This is a genomic window from Methylobacterium symbioticum, from assembly GCF_902141845.1.
GTDB lineage: Bacteria > Pseudomonadota > Alphaproteobacteria > Rhizobiales > Beijerinckiaceae > Methylobacterium > Methylobacterium symbioticum.
The window spans coordinates 13,066-30,283 of sequence record NZ_CABFPH010000038.1 but is presented as its reverse complement, the minus strand read 5'-3'; the positions used below and the strand labels follow the sequence as shown (position 1 = coordinate 30,283).

Below are 17,218 nucleotides of genomic sequence, written 5' to 3'. Positions count from 1 at the left end.
TCGTCTTCGACGCCTGGCCCGACGCCTTGTCGCGCTCGGGACCGTCGCCGCGCAACCTCCCTCGATCGCCCTTGAAAGGACGCCACCATGACCGCGACCACCTCGCTCTCCGACGCTATGATACTCCAGCCGACATCGTCGTCCTGGTTGAAACGATACTACGGCGCCCGAGCGCTGTTCTCGGTCGTGTGGGTCGCGCTCGCCTTCACGATCGGCAGGGGGGCGGGCGTCGGGATCGCCTTGCTCGTCGCCTATCCGCTCTGGGACTGCCTTGCGAACTATGTCGATGCCGTGCGCACCGGCGGCTTGCGCAGGAACCCCACACAGGCGCTCAACGTCCTCGTCAGCGCGGTCGTCACGCTCGCGGTCGTCGTTGCCATCGCCGTCCGTCCCGACCTCCATGCTGCTATCGGCGTGATTGGGATCTGGGCCGGCCTTTCAGGCCTCCTCCAGCTGTCGACCGGCATTCGCCGCTGGCGCGGCGCGCGTGGGCAGTGGCCCCAGATCCTGAGCGGCGCGCAGTCCATCCTTGCCGCTGCGCACATGATTGCGAGGGCGACCAGCCCGGGGTCGGTCGTCGGCGCGGCCGATATCGGGCTCTATGCTGCCTTCGGTGCCTTCTACTTCGCCGTCTCGGCCGCGACACTCCAATTCACGCGGTGAGCGCGTTCATTCCGAGCCATTGCCTCTTTGCACCGAAAGCATGACCGTGGAGCAATCGACGATGAACCGTAGAACGATGATCGCCGGCTCGTTAGCGACCGCAGCGTCCCTCGGGCTGCCGGCGCCGGCCCGGGCGAAGAGTGAGACGAGGCCCGCCCGCAACGTCGTGCTCGTGCACGGCCTCTTCGCGGACGGCTCCTGCTGGTCGGACGTGATCGGCCGCCTCCAATCGGCGGGCTTGAACGTGACGGCGGTCCAGAACCCGCTGACGAGGCTTGAGGCGGCGGCCGAGTCTGTTCGGCGCGTGCTCGCGCGGACCGAGGGACCGACCGTGCTGGCGGGCCACTCCTTCGCGGGCACGATCATCTCCGAGGTCGGGGACGCGGACAACGTGACCGCGCTCGTCTATATCGCGGCGCGCGCGCCCGATGCCGGCGAGGACTATGCCGCGTTGGGAAGCAGGTTTCCGGTCCCGCCCGCAACCGCCGGCATCATCTTCGACGGCGACGAGGGCCGCCTCAGCGAGGACGCCTTCCTGCGCGACTTCGCCGGCGACATTCCGTCCGCGCGCGCGCGGATCCTATACGCGGCGCAGCAGCCGTTTCGGAGGGCGCTGACGCAGGCGAGGACGACAAAGGCCGCCTGGCGCACGAAGCCGACCTACTACGCGGTGTCGAACGAAGACCGCACAATCGACCCCGATCTGCAGCGCTTCCTGGCCAAGCGCATGGACGCGCACGTCGTCGCGCTCGATGCAAGCCACCTGTCGCTGATCTCCCGGGCTTCTGACGTCGCCGACCTGATCGCGCTGGCCGCGCGGGGAAGCTGACCCGTGTGCGGCAGTCATCGTCCAGCCTCGGCTCCCGGACCGCTCCGCGCTGCCGTCGACGGGCCGAGACGGCTGCAGCGATCGTGGAGGTGCTCGGGCGACCTTGCATCACCACCGGCCGCAGATCATGCGGTCATGTTCACGAGATGGTCCGATACGGTCGAGATGAACGCACGAAGACGCTGAAGACGCCGTAGATCCCGGTGGTATCCCATCCAGATGTCTCGCGCTGGCGGCTGCGTCGGCAGTTCCAGCCTGCGGATACCCGGGATCTGATCGCCGACCACACGGGGCAGGACAGCGATGCCGACGCCTTGTCGGCACATGCGCCCTTGGACGTTGCGGTTGTTCGAGCGCAGGAGCGGTCTCGCGTTGGGGAAACTCGCGATGAGCCACGCGATGTCGGGGAAATGGCCCGTGGATGTGTCATGGGTGATCAGCCGGAAACCAGTCCCATCGCCGTATTGGGGATCAGGTGCCTCCTCGGCGATGTAGACGCCATATTCGAGCCTGACGAGCCGCCGCTGAACGACATCGGCAGTGTTGAACGGAACGATACGAAAGGCGACATCGGCCTCCCGCTGGGCGAGGTTGAACAGGCGCGTGCCGGTCAGGATTTCGACGTCGACGTTGGGGTAGGCCTTCGAGAAATCCGCCAGGATGGGAGGCAGGACATAGGCCCCGAACCAGTCCGCCGACGAGATGCGCAGACTGCCTTTGAGGTTCTGCTCCTGCCCCGCAAGCCGGCGCGCCATGGCCAGCGCGCCTTCTTCCATCTGCTCGGCCAGCGCGATGATCCCGTGGCCCTCTTCGGTCAGGACAAGACCGTCCGCGGTGCGCTGGAAGAGCGTGTGACCGATCGCCTGCTCGAATGCACGCAGACGCCTGCCGACGGTCGGATGGCTCGTCTGGAGCGAACGCGCGGCGCCGCCGAGCGTGCCGGACCGCGCGATGGCCAGGAAGATTCTGACGTCACTCCATTCCATCGCGGCACCCACACAAAACTGAACGATGAGAATACAATTATGTCGCTTCAGGAACAAATCTAATCATCTAGATTCCTGCCGTCGCCTGAAGGTGCATGGCTCAGCCCGATGGTCTAGAGATCGACCGACATGGACACGAGGTACGTCCGAGGGACGCCCTGGAAGGCGGTTCCGAACGAGGCCACGCTGCTCCAATAGGTCGTTCCGGTCACGTTCAACACGTTCGCTCGTTGGCCGGCCTGTTGCAGGCGAGCCACTACGCGAGGGACGTGAACAAGCTCCGCTGGCCAGCAACAGCATGCGGAAGCTGGAGCAGGCTTGACAGGCGACCCGCGCGAATCTCGTCGGGCCTAAATCCGGATCGGCGCACCGAGCGATCGGCGGTCGAATCGGACGAATGCGCCAACTTCTTCGCCGACGCAGAATACAATCCAGATTAATCCGAAACTGCTCCAACCGGCGCCGAGCCGCGTCCCCTCCCGCGCCGCGTCCTCATTCTCATTGGGCCGCCGGTAAGCGGACCTCCTGAAAGCCCGGCGAGGATCAGGCGTCGCCTTGATTGTACATTACTGAAGTTGTGAAAGACCAGACATCAATGCTGAGCGAATCCAGCTGCCATGTTGACCGCCAGGGCTAGCAGGCTGGTGTTGAAGAAATACGCATAGATCGTCTGTACCGTTACAATCCTGCGCATGTGCTTGGCGGTGATGTCGGTGTCGGACGTCTGCGACGTGGCTCCAATCGTCACTGAGAAGTAAAAGAAATCCCAGAAATCGGGGCTCTCGTCGCCATTGAAGTCCAGGCCGCCACGAGACTTGCCATCCTCCTCGCCGTAGAAGACGTGGGCGTAGTGGGTGGTGAATACGACCTGCACGAAGGTCCAGGCGCAGACGAGAGTGAGGACGGCCAGAGCGACGCGTGGAATACGGTAGGGGTCTTGCTCTTGCTCGCCGAACAGGAGCATCGCCACCGCCCCGCAACTCGCCGCCGCAGCTAGCACCGCGAAGATGGAGATTGTGAAGGCGCTGTCATCGAGCTGGGAGGCTTGGCGCCGCAGCGTCTCTCCGGATCCTCGAGTCGCCTGCAGGATGATCAGGGCGACATAGGCGGCCACACCAACGCACCAGCCGAGCAGGAGCCGCGGCCAGATCGTGGGAACCGGAAGGCCCAGGGCGATAGCGACAGCCAACACGAGGCAGATGAGAAGTCGCGGCCGGAGCCAGAACGCACGAGCGGTGCTGGGAAGGCGCATGCCTAGAACTCGACGCCAAAGCGAACCCGGACGGCATGCCGAGCGAACTGGTTCAGGTTGAAGGCCCGGCCCACGAAATCCGGATCGCGATCGTGTCCGAACACCTGCGTCGCGTAGGCCAGAGACAGGAAGCCTTTCTCCATGACCTGATAGTGCAGCACGGGCCCAGCGAACATAGCGTGGCCGAGGAAGCGGTTCAGGTAGGTGCCATCATAGGCCCGCAGGTATCGCAGCTCGGGTCCGACAAAGAGGCTGTCCGCGACCTTTGTCATCAACGTGCCTGAGATGGACAGGGTCGAGCTCCGGTCGACCTCGCCGCTCCCCTTGAGCCGTGCAACCTGCGGATCGTAGATCAGGTTGAGGCCGCCCCAGAGCTTGTCTGGCACGATCCGGGCATCGGCGATGAGGCGGGTCTCGACGCTGAACACATCGGCGCCTTGACCTTCAATCGGCGTGATGCGCGCGTATTGTGGCTCAACCTGAAGGGCGAGACTGAACGGCCGCTCGTCCGTCCGCTTGAAGAACTGGTACTTCAGCTCCAGCGAGCCTCCGTTGAAGGTGCCAAAAGTCTTATCAGGCACGCCCGCGATGTTGCGGTGGTCGCGCGCATCGAACAGAAGACCTGGCTCTATGCTGATGTTATCAGTCGGATCGTACTGGTAGCTGATCAGAGGCTGAGCCGAGCCGTAGCCCGAGCGACCTGGTCCGTCCCGGCGCTTGCTGAAGCGGCCGATCATGTCGACGAGAGCTTCCTGCTCGCCCTTCTTGCCTGTGTCTGTGCCCTCGGTGAAGCCGAAGAGGTTCTCGGTATCGACCTTGTCCGGTTCGCCGCCATTGTCTTGATCTGGTTTCGCAAGAGCTGAGGCTTGGAGCAGGATCAGGGCAGACATGACCGCGGCAGCGCGAGCTGCAGGTCTACGGATGTAGGCTGGGAAACGGCTTGGCATCTGAACCTCGGCTTGCGGATTTGCATAGCCGCGATCAGCTGTCCTGGGTGCGCCAGCAGAGGCACACCCCCACAGAATTGCGGAGCTGTCGGATTATTGGGGGATGCATACCGTGACCGAGCCTTTCGGTTAGGCATGCAGTGGCGTCGGCGAGGAAGATCTGAGACCCGGAAACCGCTGCCTCTGCAGCGATTGGCGCCGCTCTCGACGTGGGCACGGCCACGACAGAGAGCCGCGATTCAGATCAGAGTAGCAGTCCATCAAGCTGCTTGATTGCAGCCATCCAGGACGCCACTGCCAATGTGCGCAGGTTTGGCTGGCCGCTCAAACAAGCTCTGGTAGGCTATGGCCGGCGTCGATACTTGACCGCCCCCGTCCGCGATAACCACATCCGACATGCCGGCAGCCAGCAGCGTCATGGCCTGATCGAGGGCGCCGATCATCGACACATGCTGGAAGAACACCGGCCGCCCGTCGACGCGGGCACTAACAGTCAAGCTCACGGGAAATCCTGATTGTGTTGCGCATCATGATCGACGGCCTTCAGCTGAAGGCAAATGTTCGGCTGCAAGCGCTAAACGTCCATCTGCTGGCTCTTCGTGGCTGTTCGTTGGCGGATTTCAAGCCATTGTGAGCCGCAGCCGATATAAACGCTCGGTAGCACAGGTGCTGTCGTCTCAGACGCAGCCGTGCACGAGGTCGTGGATGAAGGCGAGCTTGGCGATGACCGCTGGGGCCGGCACGAAGGGATAGAGGTCGCGGTTGCCCATCGCCCGGTTCATCCCGTTCACAGCAAACACGAACGAGAACCACGCGGCCATGATCGGCACGACCGTTTGGGCCGCGCGGGGGCGCATTCAATGCATGCCGACATCGCGGCGCCCTCGTTCACGCGCGGGGAAAGCTGCATCCCGCAGGCGCTCGCCATCTCCAGCGTATCGACGCTAAGCAGGTAGCGGACCCAGGTCTCCGCGACCCGACAAGCTGCACGCCGACAAGGGCTACGATCATCGCCGTTGCCGGCGCGAGTGCCGGACGCGGCTCCGAGAGCAACGTGCGGCCTGGTCACCACCGTTGGATCGTCGAGCGCACGCTCGCGTGGCTCGCCCGCTTCCGCCGCCTCACCCTCCGATACGAGCGCCGCGCCGACCTCCACCTCGCCTCCCCCCTCGCCTGCGCCCTCATCTGCCAAGCTCAGGCCAAACGGCTTTTGTCCCTGACTCTTGCGAGTCTCTCCCAAAACGCCCGTTGCGCCGTCATGCGCAGAGGGCGATCTCCCGGTCGCCGGGAGTTTCGTGAGGTGCCCTAAGCCGGCCTGTCGAGCCGGTGCTCCCGGGACCGCGCCGATCAGCCGTCTTCGGATGTCCGCTCCGCACGCGCGCGCGCCTGGAGCGGCTGCCGGTTGAGACGGGCCGCGAGCTGGTCGGCGAACTTCGCTGCAGCCACGGAGAGCAGACGTCCGCGTAGCTGAGCAAGGTACACCGTCATCGGTGTGAGATCGCGGGCGTCGATTGGGCGGCTGCGCAGGCACGGGTCGTCCGGGATGCCGCTCGGGATCTGAAGGCTGACCAGATCCTCGCGCAGCACGAGGTTGCGCAGGAACTCCAGTGAGCCCGACTCGACCGCCGGGCGCAGCCCGACGCCGCGGCGGGCCAGCGCCTGCTCGATGTGGTGCCGGATCGCCAGCGAGCGGTCCGGCAAGGCCAGGGCGTGGGTGAGGCACTCGCGCAGCCGCACCGGACCATCCACCGCCGCCAGCGGGTGCCCGGCCCGCATCAGCGCGCAGAGCGGCTGGTGGCCGGAATAGAGCGGGTGCAGATCCGCCGAGGGAGGCGGCTCCAGCACGAGGGCGAGGTCCGCCTCGAAGGCGGTCAGGGCCGCCACCGCCTGGGCGTGATCACGGACCTGGACCGTGAAGCCCACCTGAGGATACCGCGCCCGGTAGGCCTCCACCTCCTCCGGCACCGTCTGCGTGACGAAGGCTTGGCTGCACGCGAGCGCCACGTGGCCGCGCCGCACGCCGGACAGGTCGGCGATCTGCGAGCGCACGCGGTCGAGGTCGGCAGCCTGATCGCGGATGTGCCGGGCGAGCAACTCGCCCGCCGCGTTGAGGCGCATCCCCTGCGGCAGCCGCTCGAAGATCGGGGTGCCCAGCTCGTACTCGACGTCCTGTATCTGACGGGTGAGGGCCGACGGCGTGATGTTGAGGCGCTCCGCCGCGCGCCGGATCGAGCCGGCCCGGGCGACCTCGGCCACGTAGGTCAGGATGCGCTGGTGCCTCACGAGGCCATGCTGAGCCTCTGTTTCGTAAAAGGCAACGGCTGCGTCGAAAATCAGCACTCGCCTGCAACACGCCCTCTGGATAGCCTTCGAGATATCGGGACCCTCAAGGAGCCGTCCGATGATCCACCGCCGCACCATCCTTTCCGGCCTTGGGGCCGGCCTCCTCGCTCCCATGGCGGGCCGTATCGCCTCGGCCCAGGCCAAGCCGGTGACGATCCGGATGGGATCTCTGAAGCTGATCCACTCGATCGCGCCCCACTTCTACGAGCGCTTCACCCCCGCGGGCGTGCTGGTGGAGGTTGTACCCTTCGAGAGCCCGACGGAGTGCAAGAACGCGGTTGTCACCAAGTCTGTCGATTTCGGCACGTTCGGGATCGCCGCAGCGACGCTCGGGGCCGCAGCGGGCGAGCCGCTCACGGTGATTGCCTCGACCTGCAACCGCGGCATGGCGGTGATCGCGAAGAAGGACTCCGACATCCGCGCGATCAAGGACCTCAGGGGCCGGCGGGTGGCGATCTGGCCGGGCAGCACCCAGGAGGTTTTCGTTCTGGAGCGGATGCGGATGGAGGGACTGTCCGTGAAGGACATCACCCCGGTGCGCATTTCGTTCTCGGAGATGCACATCGCCCTCGCCCGGGGCGACGTGGACGCCTACGTCGGCGCCGAGCCCGGTCCTGGCGTCAGCCTCGCCTCGGGCGTCGGGCAACTCGTGGAATATCCCTACGGCACCGAGATGGGCGCTCTGAACATGGTGTTCGGGGCCCACCGCGACACGCTCTCCGAGCGCCCAGCACTGGTGCGGACCATGCTGGAGATCCACCGCAAGGCCACGGATTTCGCGGCCAAGGACCGCGACGCGATGGTGGCGATGGCGGTGGCCAAGCTCGGCCAGAAGCGCGAGGCACTGGAGATCTCCGCGCCGAACGTCGAGCTGACGTGGAAGCTCGGGCCTGACGAAGTTCGGCAGGCCAGCGCCTACGCCCAGCACATGCTGGCGCTGAAGCAGATCCGCCGCCTGCCCGAGCCCGGCTTCATCGACACCCGCTTCGTCGATGCGATGAGGGACGCGTGAGCACCGGGGCCGAGGCAGGCATCCTGCCGATAGCGAAAGGGGCGCCCCGGGTCGTCCGTCCCTCTCTCGCCCGGCTGCGTGGGCCGGCGCTCGCCCTCGTGGTGCCGGTGGCGCTCGGCGTCGTCTGGCATCTCGCCACCGCGGGCCGGCCCTATAGTCTGATCCCGCCCCCCTCTGAGGTGTGGGCGGAGATGCGCGACCTCGCAGTCGGCGGCGTCAACGACGACGCGTTCAGCGGCACGCTGTGGACGCATCTCGCGGCCTCGCTCACCCGCGTCTATGGCGGCTTCGCCCTGGCCGCGGCGGCCGCCCTGCCGCTCGGCCTGCTGATCGGCCGCGTGCCCCTGGCGCGGGCGCTACTCGATCCCCTGCTGCAACTCCTGCGGCCGGTTCCTGTGACCGCGTGGCTGCCGCTGGCGATGATCCTGTTCGGTCTCGGTCCGCGCTCGGCCTTTTTCCTCGTATTCCTTGGCGCGTTCTACCCGATCCTCGTCAACACCGTGTTCGGCGTGCGCTCGGTCGAACCGCGGCTGTTCGAGGCAGCGGCCATGCTCGGCTGCACGGGCCCGGCGCAGTTCGCCCGGGTGGTTCTGCCGGCGGCGCTGCCCTCGATCTTCACGGGCCTGCGCCTCGGGCTCGGCTTTGCGTGGGTGGTGATCGTGGTCGGCGAGATGACCGGCGTCCAGACCGGCCTCGGCGCGATCATCATGGAGGCGCGCCAGCTCTCCCGCACCGAGATCGTGATCTGCGGCATGGCGGTGATCGGCGCCGCCGGCTTCGTCTCCGATTGGCTGGTGATGAGCCTCGGCCGCCGCCTGCTCGCCTGGAGCCCGTCCCATGGCTGACCCCACAGTCCCGATCCTCGATATGCGCGCGGTCTCGAAGACCTATCTGGCGAAGGGCCGTCCGATCGAGGCCTTGCGAGACGCCAATCTCACGGTCCGTCGCGGCGAGTTCGTCTGCCTGCTCGGCGCTTCCGGCTGCGGGAAGTCGACGCTGCTGCGGATCGCCGCCGGCTTCGAGGCGCCCACCGCCGGCGAGGCGCTGATGTGGGGCAAGCCGATCCCGGGGCCCGGCCCGAGCCGCGGGATGGTCTTCCAGGATTACGGCCTGTTCCCCTGGCTGACGGTCCGCGACAACATCGGCTTTGGCCCGAAGTCGCAGGGTCGCCCGGCGGACGAGGTACGCGACACGGCCGAGCGCTACATCGCCCTGGTCGGCCTCCAGAAGTTCGCCGACGCCCACCCGCATCAGCTCTCCGGCGGCATGAAGCAGCGGGTCGCCATCGCCCGGGTCCTCGCCAACGAGGCCGAGGTGGTGCTGATGGACGAGCCCTTCGGGGCGCTGGATGCCATGACCCGCGAGCGCCTCCAGGACGAGCTGCTCGACCTGTGGGCACGCACCGGGCTGACCGTCCTATTCGTCACCCACGCCATCGAGGAGGCGATCTTCCTGGCCGATCGCGTGGTGATGATGTCGCCCGGCCCCGGCCGAATCGAGGCGGTCCATGGGATCGACCTGCCGCGGCGTCGGGACGTGTCGAGCCCGGCCTTCAACGACCTGCGCCGGATGCTCGCGGCGCAGCTCCACAGCCACCACGCCCCCAAGGCCGCGTGAGGGATCCCATGGAGACCGCCCCCGACGACCCCCGCCGGCCCGAGAACCGGCTCGCCTACCGCGCCGCCGTGGACCGCCCCCGGCTCGCCCTCCCGGGCGGGCGACACGTGGCCGTCTGGCCGGTCGTGAACGTCGAGCACTGGCTGATCGACAACCCGATGCCACGCCAGATTCTCGTACCGCCGACGGCGGCAGGCCTGTTGCCGGACCTGCCGAACTGGGCGTGGCACGAGTACGGGATGCGGGTCGGGTTCTGGCGCTTCCTCGAAGCCTTCGCCGCCCGCGGGATCCGCCCGACCCTGTCGATCAACGGCTCGGTCTGCACCGCCTACCCGCGGGTGGCGGCCGCGGCGCGGGATGCCGGCTGGGAGTTCATGGCCCACGGCTTCCATCAGGTCCCGACCCACCGGGTCGCCGACGAGGCAGCGATGATCGCCCGCACCGTCGGGACGATCGCGGACTTCGTGGGCGTCGCTCCGCGCGGCTGGCTCGGCCCGGGCCTGACCGAAACGCTCGACACGCCCGACCATCTGCGCGCAGCCGGGCTCGAATACGTCGGGGACTTCGTGGTGGACGACCGGCCATGCCGGATCGCCACGTGCACGGGGCCGCTCGTGGCGCTGCCTTACTCGGTGGAGCTGAACGACATCCCCCTGCTGGCCATCCAGCACCACCGCGCCGACGAATTCGTGGAGCGGGCGCTCGCCAACCTCGACCGTCTCAGCGCGGAGGCCGCGGGCGACGGGCCCCTCAGCGGCGCGAAGGTGATGGGTTTCGCCATCCACCCGTACATCACCGGAGTCCCCCACCGGATCGGCCTGCTGGAGCGGCTCCTCGACGCGCTGCTGGCGCGGTCCGACGTCACGTTCATGCAGGGTGGCGAGATCCTCGACTGGTATCTCGGCACCGGCGACGACGCCTGAGGTCTCCCCCAGCAACGACCGGCCAGCACCCACCGCAGGAGCCGCCGTGCCCCCGTTCCCGACGATCCCCACACTGCATGCGGCCTATGCGGCCGGCCTCGACGCGCGCGATGCGGTGATAGAGGCCTACCGGCGCCTCGCGGCGGCCGACGATCCTGGTATCTTCATCTCTCTGGTGCCGGAGGCCGCGGCGATGGCGGCAGCCGCGGCGCTCGGCCCGTTCGACCCGGTCAAGAAGCCGCTCTGGGGCGTGCCCTTCGCGGTCAAGGACAACGTCGACGTGGCCGGGCTGCCGACCACCGCCGCCTGCCCAGGATTCGCCTACACCCCCGACGAGACCGCGCCCGCAGTCGCGCGCCTTCTCGCCGCCGGAGCAATTCTGATCGGCAAGACCAACCTCGACCAGTTCGCCACGGGGCTCGTCGGGCTGCGCACGCCCTACCCGGCGCCGCGCAATGCCTGCGATCCGACCTACGTGCCAGGCGGCTCCAGCAGCGGGTCGGCGGTGGCGGTCGCCCGCGGGATCGTTGCGTTCGCCGTCGGCACCGACACGGCGGGGTCGGGGCGCGTCCCGGCCGGCCTGAACAACATCGTCGGGCTCAAGCCCTCACTCGGAGCCGTGTCGAGCCGCGGCATGGTGCCGGCCTGCCGGACGCTGGATACTCTCTCGATCTTCGCCGGTACGGTCGCCGATGCCGATGCGGCCTTCCGGACCATGGCCGGCTACGACCCCCTCGACCCGTGGTCGCGGCCTCTGCCGGTGGCGCCCGCTCCGGCCGGGTTGCCCTCCGGCGTGCGCCTCGGGGTGCCAGATGCCGGGGGGCGCCGCTTCGGCGGCGATCCGCTCTCGGAGGTGGCCTTTGACGCAACACTCGGCGAACTCGAAGCGATCGTAGGCCCCGGCTTGCCGGTCGATCTCGCACCGATGTTCGCGGTCGCGGACCTGCTCTACGATGGCCCGTGGGTCGCCGAGCGCTACGCCGCGATCCGTGCGGTGATGGAAGACCGTCCCGAGATCCTGCACCCGACCACCCGAGCGGTGATCGCGGGCGCCGTCGTTCACACGGCCGCCGATGCCTTCGCCGGCCTGTACCGGCTGGCCGAGCGGCGCCGCGCCGCGGAAACGGTCTGGGGATCGGTGGACGTGCTGGCCGTTCCGACCTTTCCGCGACCTCGCACTGCCGCGGACGTCGAAGCCGATCCGATCGGGCCGAACGCCGAACTCGGCACCTACACCAACTTCGTGAACCTGCTCGACTGGTGCGCCTTGGCAGTGCCGGGGTTTCCACGCACCGACGGCTTCCCGTCAGGCGTCACCTTGCTCGGCCCGCGGGGCCACGATGGCCTGCTGGCAGCGGTCGGCGCACGCCTTCACGCGGCCTGCGGGCCGACCGTCGGCGTGACCACCGCGGCTGTGCCGTCTGCGAAGATTGGGCCGTCCAGGGCTCGGCCCGGCGAGATCGAGATCGCCGTCGTTGGCGCACACCTGTCGGGGCTCCCCCTCAACCGCGAGCTGACGGAGCGCGGCGCCCGCTTCCTGAGGGCTGTGACGACTGAGCCGAGATACAAGCTGTACGCATTACCCGGCGGTCCCCCGACACGGCCCGGCTTGCTGCGCACCGCGGACGGCAGGGGCGGGACGATCGACACCGAGGTCTGGGCTTTGCCGACCGCTGGCTTCGGGGATTTCGTGTCCGGCATCCCGGCGCCGCTCGGCATCGGCACGCTGCACCTGTCCGACGGCACCCGGCCGAAGGGCTTTCTCGTCGAGGCGGCGGGCGTCGCGGGGGCCGAGGAGATCACGCATCTCGGCAGCTGGCGCCGCTACGTCGCAGACCGCGCGGCCTGACGCCCACCGCCGGCAGATGCTGATCCGACCAAAACCAAGCTCTTTCGGGATCAAGCAAGCCGGACTTCACTTGCTGCGACCGAAAAAAGGAATCACTGCGATCGACAGGCCTCTATTTGGTTGAGCGCTAAGAGTAATTGATACTCTTGCTGATTTGGCGTTGTGCACTACGGGTCATGTCTTACACGGACGACCGCCATCGGCATTGAGCCTGAAGCTTCGGAATGTCGTCGTCGGGCCTTTGACGCCTGTCCGCCTGTTCGACGTCCGAGAACAGCCTCTGTCTGTGCGCATAAGGCCGGGCTTCGGGCGGCAGCTTCGCGCTCCATCTCGGCCATTCGGTAGCCATCGCCGGGTCATCGGCGCTCCGTTCCCGCTGATCCATGGAACAGGACGTGCCCACGCATCCGGCGGCGCTTGCCAGCGGAACCGTCGCCGGAAGGGCTACGATGCCTGAACCAGCCACTACGACCGCGAGGCACCGCCGCCTTGAGGTTCACCGACATCGCCACCATGGCGATGCTCCCTCGCATCAGCCCTTCGCGACCTTCACTTGGTCGAGCGCCTCGCGAAGGCCTTTCGCGAGCTTGCCCGCGTCGTCGTTGGCCCAGAAGTGCATGAAGAACAACCGCGGCTCGTCAGCGAGCATATGGTTGTGCGGGGCGACGACCTCGACGCCGTTGCCTCGCAGAGCCTTGATGACCGGGTTCACCTCGTCGGCGTTCGGCACGAAGTCCCCGGTGATGGCCGCCTTGCCGTCGCCGGTCGGCTGGAAGTTGATGGCGATCGCCGAGCCCATGGCCTCCGGCACCACCATGCCGTGGTCCTTCGGGGCTTCCGAGCGCGGCACGCTCACGGCGTAGACGCCGCCATTGATCCTGCCCTGGCGCCCGATGGCCGCGTCTATGGCCGCCGTGTTGAGGTCGAGCGTCTGGTCAGGCGCGGTCGCCTTCGCCGGCACCGGGCCCTCGCCGACCAGGGCTGGTCCGGGTGACCCGGGCGGCGAGGTGCCACCGACGGTCGCGCCGCCGAAGGGCGTCCGGCTGGCGCCCAGCGCCCCCGCCAGGACGGTGGCGAGCTTGCCGGGATCTCCATGCCCGGAGACGTGCATGTAGAGGGTGCTCGGCGAGGCCCGCAGCAGGTGGTTGTGGATGGCAGTGATCTCGCCCCCTTTCTGGACGAGGTGCTTCATCACCGGGTGACCTCGTCCTCGGTCAGGACGAGTTACCCATGACCATGACCCCGTTCCCGCCCCCATGCCGCACGAAGGCCAGCTAGGAGCCAAGGGCGAGGGACGGCGTCAGGGTCACGCCGTCGAGGGTGATCTTGATGTCGGTCCGGGGCAGCCCCACGCGGTAGACCCCGCCCGGCATCGCGGTCCCGGGCTTCCCGAGACCCGTGGCGATGGCGTCCTGCCAGGGCTCCGCGGCCGACGCGCCGGTCGCGAGGGCGCCCATTACGGCGATGGATGCAAGCAAGCGGCGCATGGTCGTCTCCTCGGTCGCGGCTCTCGTTCCTCAGGGCCGATGTGCTGGCCCCTGCAGCACGCTCTCGTCGGGCAGGGTACCGTCTCCGCGCCGGAACTCGACCCGGTTGCCGGCCATCCAGACCTGGACGCAGGGCGGGGCATCCAGGCAGCGCCCGTCGCCCTCGATCCGCCAGCGCGCGTCGGGCGCCCGCCCGAGCGACACGACACGCGTGCGACCGCTCGGAACGAAGCGGTAGGCCCAGTGCACCGCGTCGGTGACCTCCTTGCCGAGCAGGCGCGCCCGGATCTCGGGGGAGGTCAGGTGGCGGAACGCCTCGCCGGCGTGTGCAGACCCTTTGGGCACGGTGAGGACGGCTACGACCGTGGCGAGGCGTCCGGCGACCATCACACCAGCCCCAGCATGTGCAGGGCGACGCCTGCCGCGGCGCAGGCCGCCAGCGTCTGGACCATGCCGACCTTGAACCGGAACACCGCCAGCACCGCCGTGGCCGCCAGGGCAAGCGCCCATGGGTTGAGGCTCGACAGGACCGGCACGTCGAAGCGGACCGGCCCGACTGCGAACGGTCGCGACTCGGCGAAGAGGGTGTGCAGGGCAAACCAGACCGCGAGGTTGAGGATCACGCCGACCACGGAGGCGGTGATGGCCGAGAGCGCGCCCGCGAGCGCCCGGTCGCCGCGCAGGCGCTCGACGTAAGGGGCGCCGGCGAAGATCCAGAGGAAGCAGGGCGCGAAGGTCACCCAGGTGGTGAGGAGCCCGCCGAGCGTGCCGGCCAGCAGGGGCGGCAGCGAGCCCGGTGCTCGATACGCGGCCAGAAAGCCCACGAACTGCGTGACCATGATCAGCGGGCCGGGGGTCGTCTCGGCCATGCCGAGCCCGTCCAGCATCTCGCCGGGCTTGAGCCAGCCGTAATGCTCTACCGCCTGCTGGGCGACGTAGGAGAGCACCGCGTAGGCGCCCCCGAAGGTGACCATCGCCATCTTCGAGAAGAACACCGCGATCTGGCTGAAGACGTCGTCCGTTCCGAAGGCGAGCAGGATGGCGGCGACCGGCACCAGCCAGAGCGCGCCCCAGGTCAGCAGCATCCGCAGTGTGTGCCCGGCGACGGCCCGCTCCTGCGGGAGCTCGTGGTCATCGAGCAGGAAGGGGCCCTCGACGACCTTGCCGCCGCCCCCGTGCCCGCCGGCCTTGAACTGCGGCAGGCCGGCCCGCCCGCCGAGATAGCCGATCACGCCGGCCGCCAGCACGATGAGGGGGAAGGGCACGTCGAGGAAGAAGATCGCCACGAAGGCCGCAGCCGCGAGCCCGATCATGACCGGCCCCTTGAGTGCCCGCCGGCCGATGCGGATCACAGCCTGCAGCACGATGGCCAGCACCGCGGCCTTCAGCCCGAAAAACAGGCCGGCGACGAAGCCGACATTGCCGTAGAGCGCATAGACCCAGCTCAGGGCCATGATGGCGACGACGCCCGGCAGCACGAACAGCCCGCCCGCGACGAGGCCGCCGCGGGTGCCGTGCATCAGCCAGCCGACATAGGTGGCGAGCTGCTGGGCCTCGGGGCCGGGCAGCAGGGTGCAGAAGTTGAGCGCGTGCAGGAAGCGGTTCTCGGAGATCCAGCGCCGCTCCTCCACGAGGATGCGGTGCATCACCGCGATCTGCCCGGCCGGCCCGCCGAAGGACAGCGCGGCGATGCGGGCCCAGACCCGCACGGCCTCGGCCAGGGTCACGGGCAGCGGCGCTTCCTGGGCGACCATGCCTGCCTCCTGCGCGGTCTGGATACCTGCGGTCACGGCCATAGTCAGGCTTTCTCCCTGGGCTTGTTGGTGGGCCAGTTGTGGGTCTCCTCCGTGGCGTCCCGGCACCAGCGGTAGAAGGCGTCGTAGAGGAGCATCCCGGCGTCGAGCTGGGCGAGGTCATCGGCGTAGATGCGCGACAGGCCGAGCGAGGCCGCGAGCAGGCCGGCCGCCTCCGGCGCGAGGTCGGGCCGGGCGGTGTCGGCCCCGCGCACCAGCGTAGCGAGGTGCAGGAGCGGCGGCGTGGCCAGGCCGAGCTCCTCGACCATGACGTCGAAGGTGCATAGTTCGCCTCGGTGGCTCCAGAAGGCGCCAGGATCATCGATGTCGAAGGCGGCACCCCCGAACCGTTCGACAACCGCGTTCACCTCGGGCGTTGGCACGAACAGAAAGACCGCGTCCGGGTCGACGAAGCGGCGGATGAGCCAGGGGCAGGCGATGCGGTCGACCTTGGGCCGGGCGCGGGTGACCCAGACGGTGCGGCCATGCGTGTCGCGGGGCGGCAGCTTCGCCTCGGGCACCAGCGGCAGGCCGGCGGCTTCCCAGGCGTCGAAGCCGCCATCCAGCGCCTCCGCCGCTACGCCGGCTTGGCGAAGATAGGCTGCGGCGCCATGGCTGAGGTCGCGCCCGTGCCGGCAGACGACCACGGCGCTCCGCCCGCCCCAGTTGGCGGACCAGTGCGCGATGTCGCTGACGGACCGGCGCACACTGCCGGGGACCAGCCGCGGGTCGTCACGGAAGGCGTCCTCCGTGCGGATGTCGACCACCAGGGGGCAGCCGGCAGTGCCGACGAGACGAGCAAGCTTATCGATGGAAATGGAGTTGGGCGTAGGCATGGCGCGTCCTTGCATCGAATGCAGGTTGGACGCGATTCTTCAGCCGGAGCCTCGTCGGGAGATCGCTTCCCGAGGGGCCTATTCATCGCGCCGGCACGTGCCCTGTCAAGCGTCTCCAGACCGGAGCGGGCTTGTTTCCACGCGGGAGACCTGTGCGACCCGGCGCGGCAGTTCGCGAGCGAGGGCGGTCTTCCTGTAGGGCGCCATCTTTCGCCAGGCGCGGATCTCCGGGACCGTGCGGCCGCAGCCGAGGCACCAGCCGGTACGCCCGTCCCACTGGCAAACCCCGATGCAGGGGTCGTCCTTCTTCATGATAGGGCTTCCTCCGACCGCGAGCGGCTTATGCTCGACAATTTATAGGGTACCCCCCTATATATCGGATCAGACGCGAAAGCCGACCCATGGCCCACACGATCAAGGACAAGACCAAGCTGCTGGCGCGTGTGCGCCGGCTCAAGGGACAGGCAGAAGCCGTCGAGCGGGCCCTGGAGGCCGAGCTCGGCTGCGCCGACGTCCTGATGCTGGTCGCCTCGATGCGCGGGGCCATCAACGGCCTGACCGCCGAGCTGATGGAAGACCACATCCGCCACCACGTCGTGAACCCGGATGCCGAGCCGGACGCCGACCGCGCCCGGGGCACCGCTGAGCTGATCGAGGTGGTGCGGACCTATCTCAAATAGC

Annotated in this window: 18 protein-coding genes and 2 pseudogenes; 9 read left to right on the top strand and 11 right to left on the bottom strand. The window is 68.2% G+C overall.

What is annotated here, in order from left to right; translation table 11 throughout:
* The first annotated feature begins 87 nt into the window (after window positions 1-87).
* Window positions 88-663: a DUF308 domain-containing protein gene (locus MET9862_RS14450; RefSeq protein ID WP_244612723.1), complete on the top strand. Its 576-nt coding sequence runs from the start codon at window positions 88-90 to the stop codon at window positions 661-663.
* 76 nt (window positions 664-739) lie between these two features.
* Window positions 740-1,492, top strand: a complete 753-nt coding sequence (locus MET9862_RS14445; RefSeq protein ID WP_244612722.1) for an alpha/beta fold hydrolase — start codon at window positions 740-742, stop codon at window positions 1,490-1,492.
* Between the two features lie 125 nt (window positions 1,493-1,617).
* Here MET9862_RS14445 and MET9862_RS14440 read toward each other — a convergent pair whose 3' ends face one another.
* From MET9862_RS14440 to MET9862_RS14415, 5 genes are all read right to left on the bottom strand, one after another.
* Window positions 1,618-2,478 (bottom strand): LysR family transcriptional regulator, encoded by an 861-nt coding sequence (locus MET9862_RS14440; RefSeq protein ID WP_142583637.1) that lies wholly within the window; start codon window positions 2,476-2,478, stop codon window positions 1,618-1,620.
* 592 nt (window positions 2,479-3,070) lie between these two features.
* The gene (locus MET9862_RS14430) at window positions 3,071-3,730 is read right to left on the bottom strand and encodes a DUF1345 domain-containing protein (protein WP_142583636.1); all 660 of its coding nucleotides are present in this window, start codon (window positions 3,728-3,730) and stop codon (window positions 3,071-3,073) included.
* A gap of 2 nt (window positions 3,731-3,732) precedes the next feature.
* Window positions 3,733-4,620, bottom strand: coding sequence for a DUF6662 family protein (locus tag MET9862_RS14425; protein WP_142583635.1), 888 nt, complete (start codon window positions 4,618-4,620; stop codon window positions 3,733-3,735).
* Between the two features lie 317 nt (window positions 4,621-4,937).
* The gene (locus tag MET9862_RS14420) at window positions 4,938-5,180 is read right to left on the bottom strand and encodes a hypothetical protein (protein ID WP_185156870.1); all 243 of its coding nucleotides are present in this window, start codon (window positions 5,178-5,180) and stop codon (window positions 4,938-4,940) included.
* A 174-nt stretch (window positions 5,181-5,354) separates the two neighbouring features.
* On the bottom strand, window positions 5,355-5,534 hold the full coding sequence (locus MET9862_RS14415) for a putative zinc-binding metallopeptidase (protein WP_142583634.1): 180 nt from the start codon (window positions 5,532-5,534) through the stop codon (window positions 5,355-5,357).
* 115 nt (window positions 5,535-5,649) lie between these two features.
* Between MET9862_RS14415 and MET9862_RS14410 the strand changes: the two are divergent.
* A pseudogene (locus MET9862_RS14410) lies at window positions 5,650-5,897 on the top strand (IS5/IS1182 family transposase); the annotation flags it as partial.
* A gap of 127 nt (window positions 5,898-6,024) precedes the next feature.
* Here the strand turns inward: MET9862_RS14410 and MET9862_RS14405 are convergent.
* Entirely contained in the window at window positions 6,025-6,960 is a 936-nt protein-coding gene (locus MET9862_RS14405; RefSeq protein ID WP_142583633.1) for a LysR family transcriptional regulator, read from the bottom strand.
* Window positions 6,961-7,078: 118 nt separating this feature from the next.
* Between MET9862_RS14405 and MET9862_RS14400 the strand changes: the two genes are divergently transcribed.
* Genes MET9862_RS14400 through atzF form a run of 5 tightly spaced genes read left to right on the top strand, consistent with a single transcriptional unit; the run spans window position 7,079 to window position 12,421 of the window.
* Window positions 7,079-8,032, top strand: a complete 954-nt coding sequence (locus MET9862_RS14400) for an ABC transporter substrate-binding protein (RefSeq protein WP_142583632.1) — start codon at window positions 7,079-7,081, stop codon at window positions 8,030-8,032.
* Entirely contained in the window at window positions 8,029-8,877 is an 849-nt protein-coding gene (locus MET9862_RS14395) for an ABC transporter permease (RefSeq protein ID WP_142583631.1), read from the top strand. Before MET9862_RS14400 ends, MET9862_RS14395 begins: the two co-directional genes overlap by 4 nt.
* The gene (locus MET9862_RS14390) at window positions 8,870-9,649 is read left to right on the top strand and encodes an ABC transporter ATP-binding protein (protein WP_142583630.1); all 780 of its coding nucleotides are present in this window, start codon (window positions 8,870-8,872) and stop codon (window positions 9,647-9,649) included. Before MET9862_RS14395 ends, MET9862_RS14390 begins: the two co-directional genes overlap by 8 nt.
* 8 nt (window positions 9,650-9,657) lie before the next feature.
* Window positions 9,658-10,572 (top strand): polysaccharide deacetylase family protein, encoded by a 915-nt coding sequence (locus MET9862_RS14385; protein ID WP_142583629.1) that lies wholly within the window; start codon window positions 9,658-9,660, stop codon window positions 10,570-10,572.
* 46 nt (window positions 10,573-10,618) lie between these two features.
* Window positions 10,619-12,421, top strand: coding sequence for an allophanate hydrolase (gene atzF / locus MET9862_RS14380; protein ID WP_142583628.1), 1,803 nt, complete (start codon window positions 10,619-10,621; stop codon window positions 12,419-12,421).
* A 532-nt stretch (window positions 12,422-12,953) separates the two neighbouring features.
* Here atzF and MET9862_RS14375 read toward each other — a convergent pair.
* The 5 genes and pseudogenes from MET9862_RS14375 to MET9862_RS14355 all read right to left on the bottom strand — a co-directional run bounded on the left by MET9862_RS14375 (window position 12,954) and on the right by MET9862_RS14355 (window position 16,849).
* Window positions 12,954-13,908, bottom strand: a pseudogene (locus MET9862_RS14375) (LppY/LpqO family protein).
* 30 nt (window positions 13,909-13,938) lie between these two features.
* Complete coding sequence (locus tag MET9862_RS14370; protein ID WP_142583627.1) at window positions 13,939-14,295, bottom strand: hypothetical protein; 357 nt, start codon at window positions 14,293-14,295, stop codon at window positions 13,939-13,941.
* Entirely contained in the window at window positions 14,295-15,704 is a 1,410-nt protein-coding gene (gene chrA, locus MET9862_RS14365) for a chromate efflux transporter (protein WP_142583626.1), read from the bottom strand. The genes MET9862_RS14370 and chrA overlap by 1 nt, the downstream gene beginning before the upstream one ends.
* A gap of 2 nt (window positions 15,705-15,706) precedes the next feature.
* Entirely contained in the window at window positions 15,707-16,537 is an 831-nt protein-coding gene (locus tag MET9862_RS14360; RefSeq protein ID WP_142583625.1) for a chromate resistance protein ChrB domain-containing protein, read from the bottom strand.
* Window positions 16,538-16,642: 105 nt separating this feature from the next.
* Window positions 16,643-16,849, bottom strand: a complete 207-nt coding sequence (locus tag MET9862_RS14355) for a DUF1289 domain-containing protein (RefSeq protein ID WP_142583624.1) — start codon at window positions 16,847-16,849, stop codon at window positions 16,643-16,645.
* An 89-nt stretch (window positions 16,850-16,938) separates the two neighbouring features.
* Here MET9862_RS14355 and MET9862_RS14350 point away from each other — a divergent pair, with 89 nt between their 5' ends.
* Window positions 16,939-17,217 carry a metal/formaldehyde-sensitive transcriptional repressor gene (locus MET9862_RS14350; protein ID WP_142583623.1) on the top strand — a complete coding sequence of 93 codons (279 nt, stop codon included), beginning with the start codon at window positions 16,939-16,941 and terminating at the stop codon, window positions 17,215-17,217.
* Window position 17,218 lies beyond the last annotated feature (1 nt).

Excerpts from the sequence above, each read along its gene's own strand:
- MET9862_RS14450 (WP_244612723.1), top strand. The coding sequence starts at position 88 with ATGACCGCGACCACCTCGCTCTCCGACGCTATGATACTCCAGCCGACA.
- MET9862_RS14445 (WP_244612722.1), top strand. The coding sequence starts at position 740 with ATGATCGCCGGCTCGTTAGCGACCGCAGCGTCCCTCGGGCTGCCGGCG.
- MET9862_RS14440 (WP_142583637.1), bottom strand. The coding sequence starts at position 2,478 with ATGGAATGGAGTGACGTCAGAATCTTCCTGGCCATCGCGCGGTCCGGC.
- MET9862_RS14430 (WP_142583636.1), bottom strand. The coding sequence starts at position 3,730 with ATGCGCCTTCCCAGCACCGCTCGTGCGTTCTGGCTCCGGCCGCGACTT.
- MET9862_RS14425 (WP_142583635.1), bottom strand. The coding sequence starts at position 4,620 with ATGTCTGCCCTGATCCTGCTCCAAGCCTCAGCTCTTGCGAAACCAGAT.
- MET9862_RS14415 (WP_142583634.1), bottom strand. The coding sequence starts at position 5,534 with ATGCGCCCCCGCGCGGCCCAAACGGTCGTGCCGATCATGGCCGCGTGG.
- MET9862_RS14400 (WP_142583632.1), top strand. The coding sequence starts at position 7,079 with ATGATCCACCGCCGCACCATCCTTTCCGGCCTTGGGGCCGGCCTCCTC.
- MET9862_RS14390 (WP_142583630.1), top strand. The coding sequence starts at position 8,870 with ATGGCTGACCCCACAGTCCCGATCCTCGATATGCGCGCGGTCTCGAAG.
- MET9862_RS14385 (WP_142583629.1), top strand. The coding sequence starts at position 9,658 with ATGGAGACCGCCCCCGACGACCCCCGCCGGCCCGAGAACCGGCTCGCC.
- MET9862_RS14370 (WP_142583627.1), bottom strand. The coding sequence starts at position 14,295 with ATGGTCGCCGGACGCCTCGCCACGGTCGTAGCCGTCCTCACCGTGCCC.
- chrA (WP_142583626.1), bottom strand. The coding sequence starts at position 15,704 with ATGGCCGTGACCGCAGGTATCCAGACCGCGCAGGAGGCAGGCATGGTC.
- MET9862_RS14360 (WP_142583625.1), bottom strand. The coding sequence starts at position 16,537 with ATGCCTACGCCCAACTCCATTTCCATCGATAAGCTTGCTCGTCTCGTC.
- MET9862_RS14355 (WP_142583624.1), bottom strand. The coding sequence starts at position 16,849 with ATGAAGAAGGACGACCCCTGCATCGGGGTTTGCCAGTGGGACGGGCGT.
- MET9862_RS14350 (WP_142583623.1), top strand. The coding sequence starts at position 16,939 with ATGGCCCACACGATCAAGGACAAGACCAAGCTGCTGGCGCGTGTGCGC.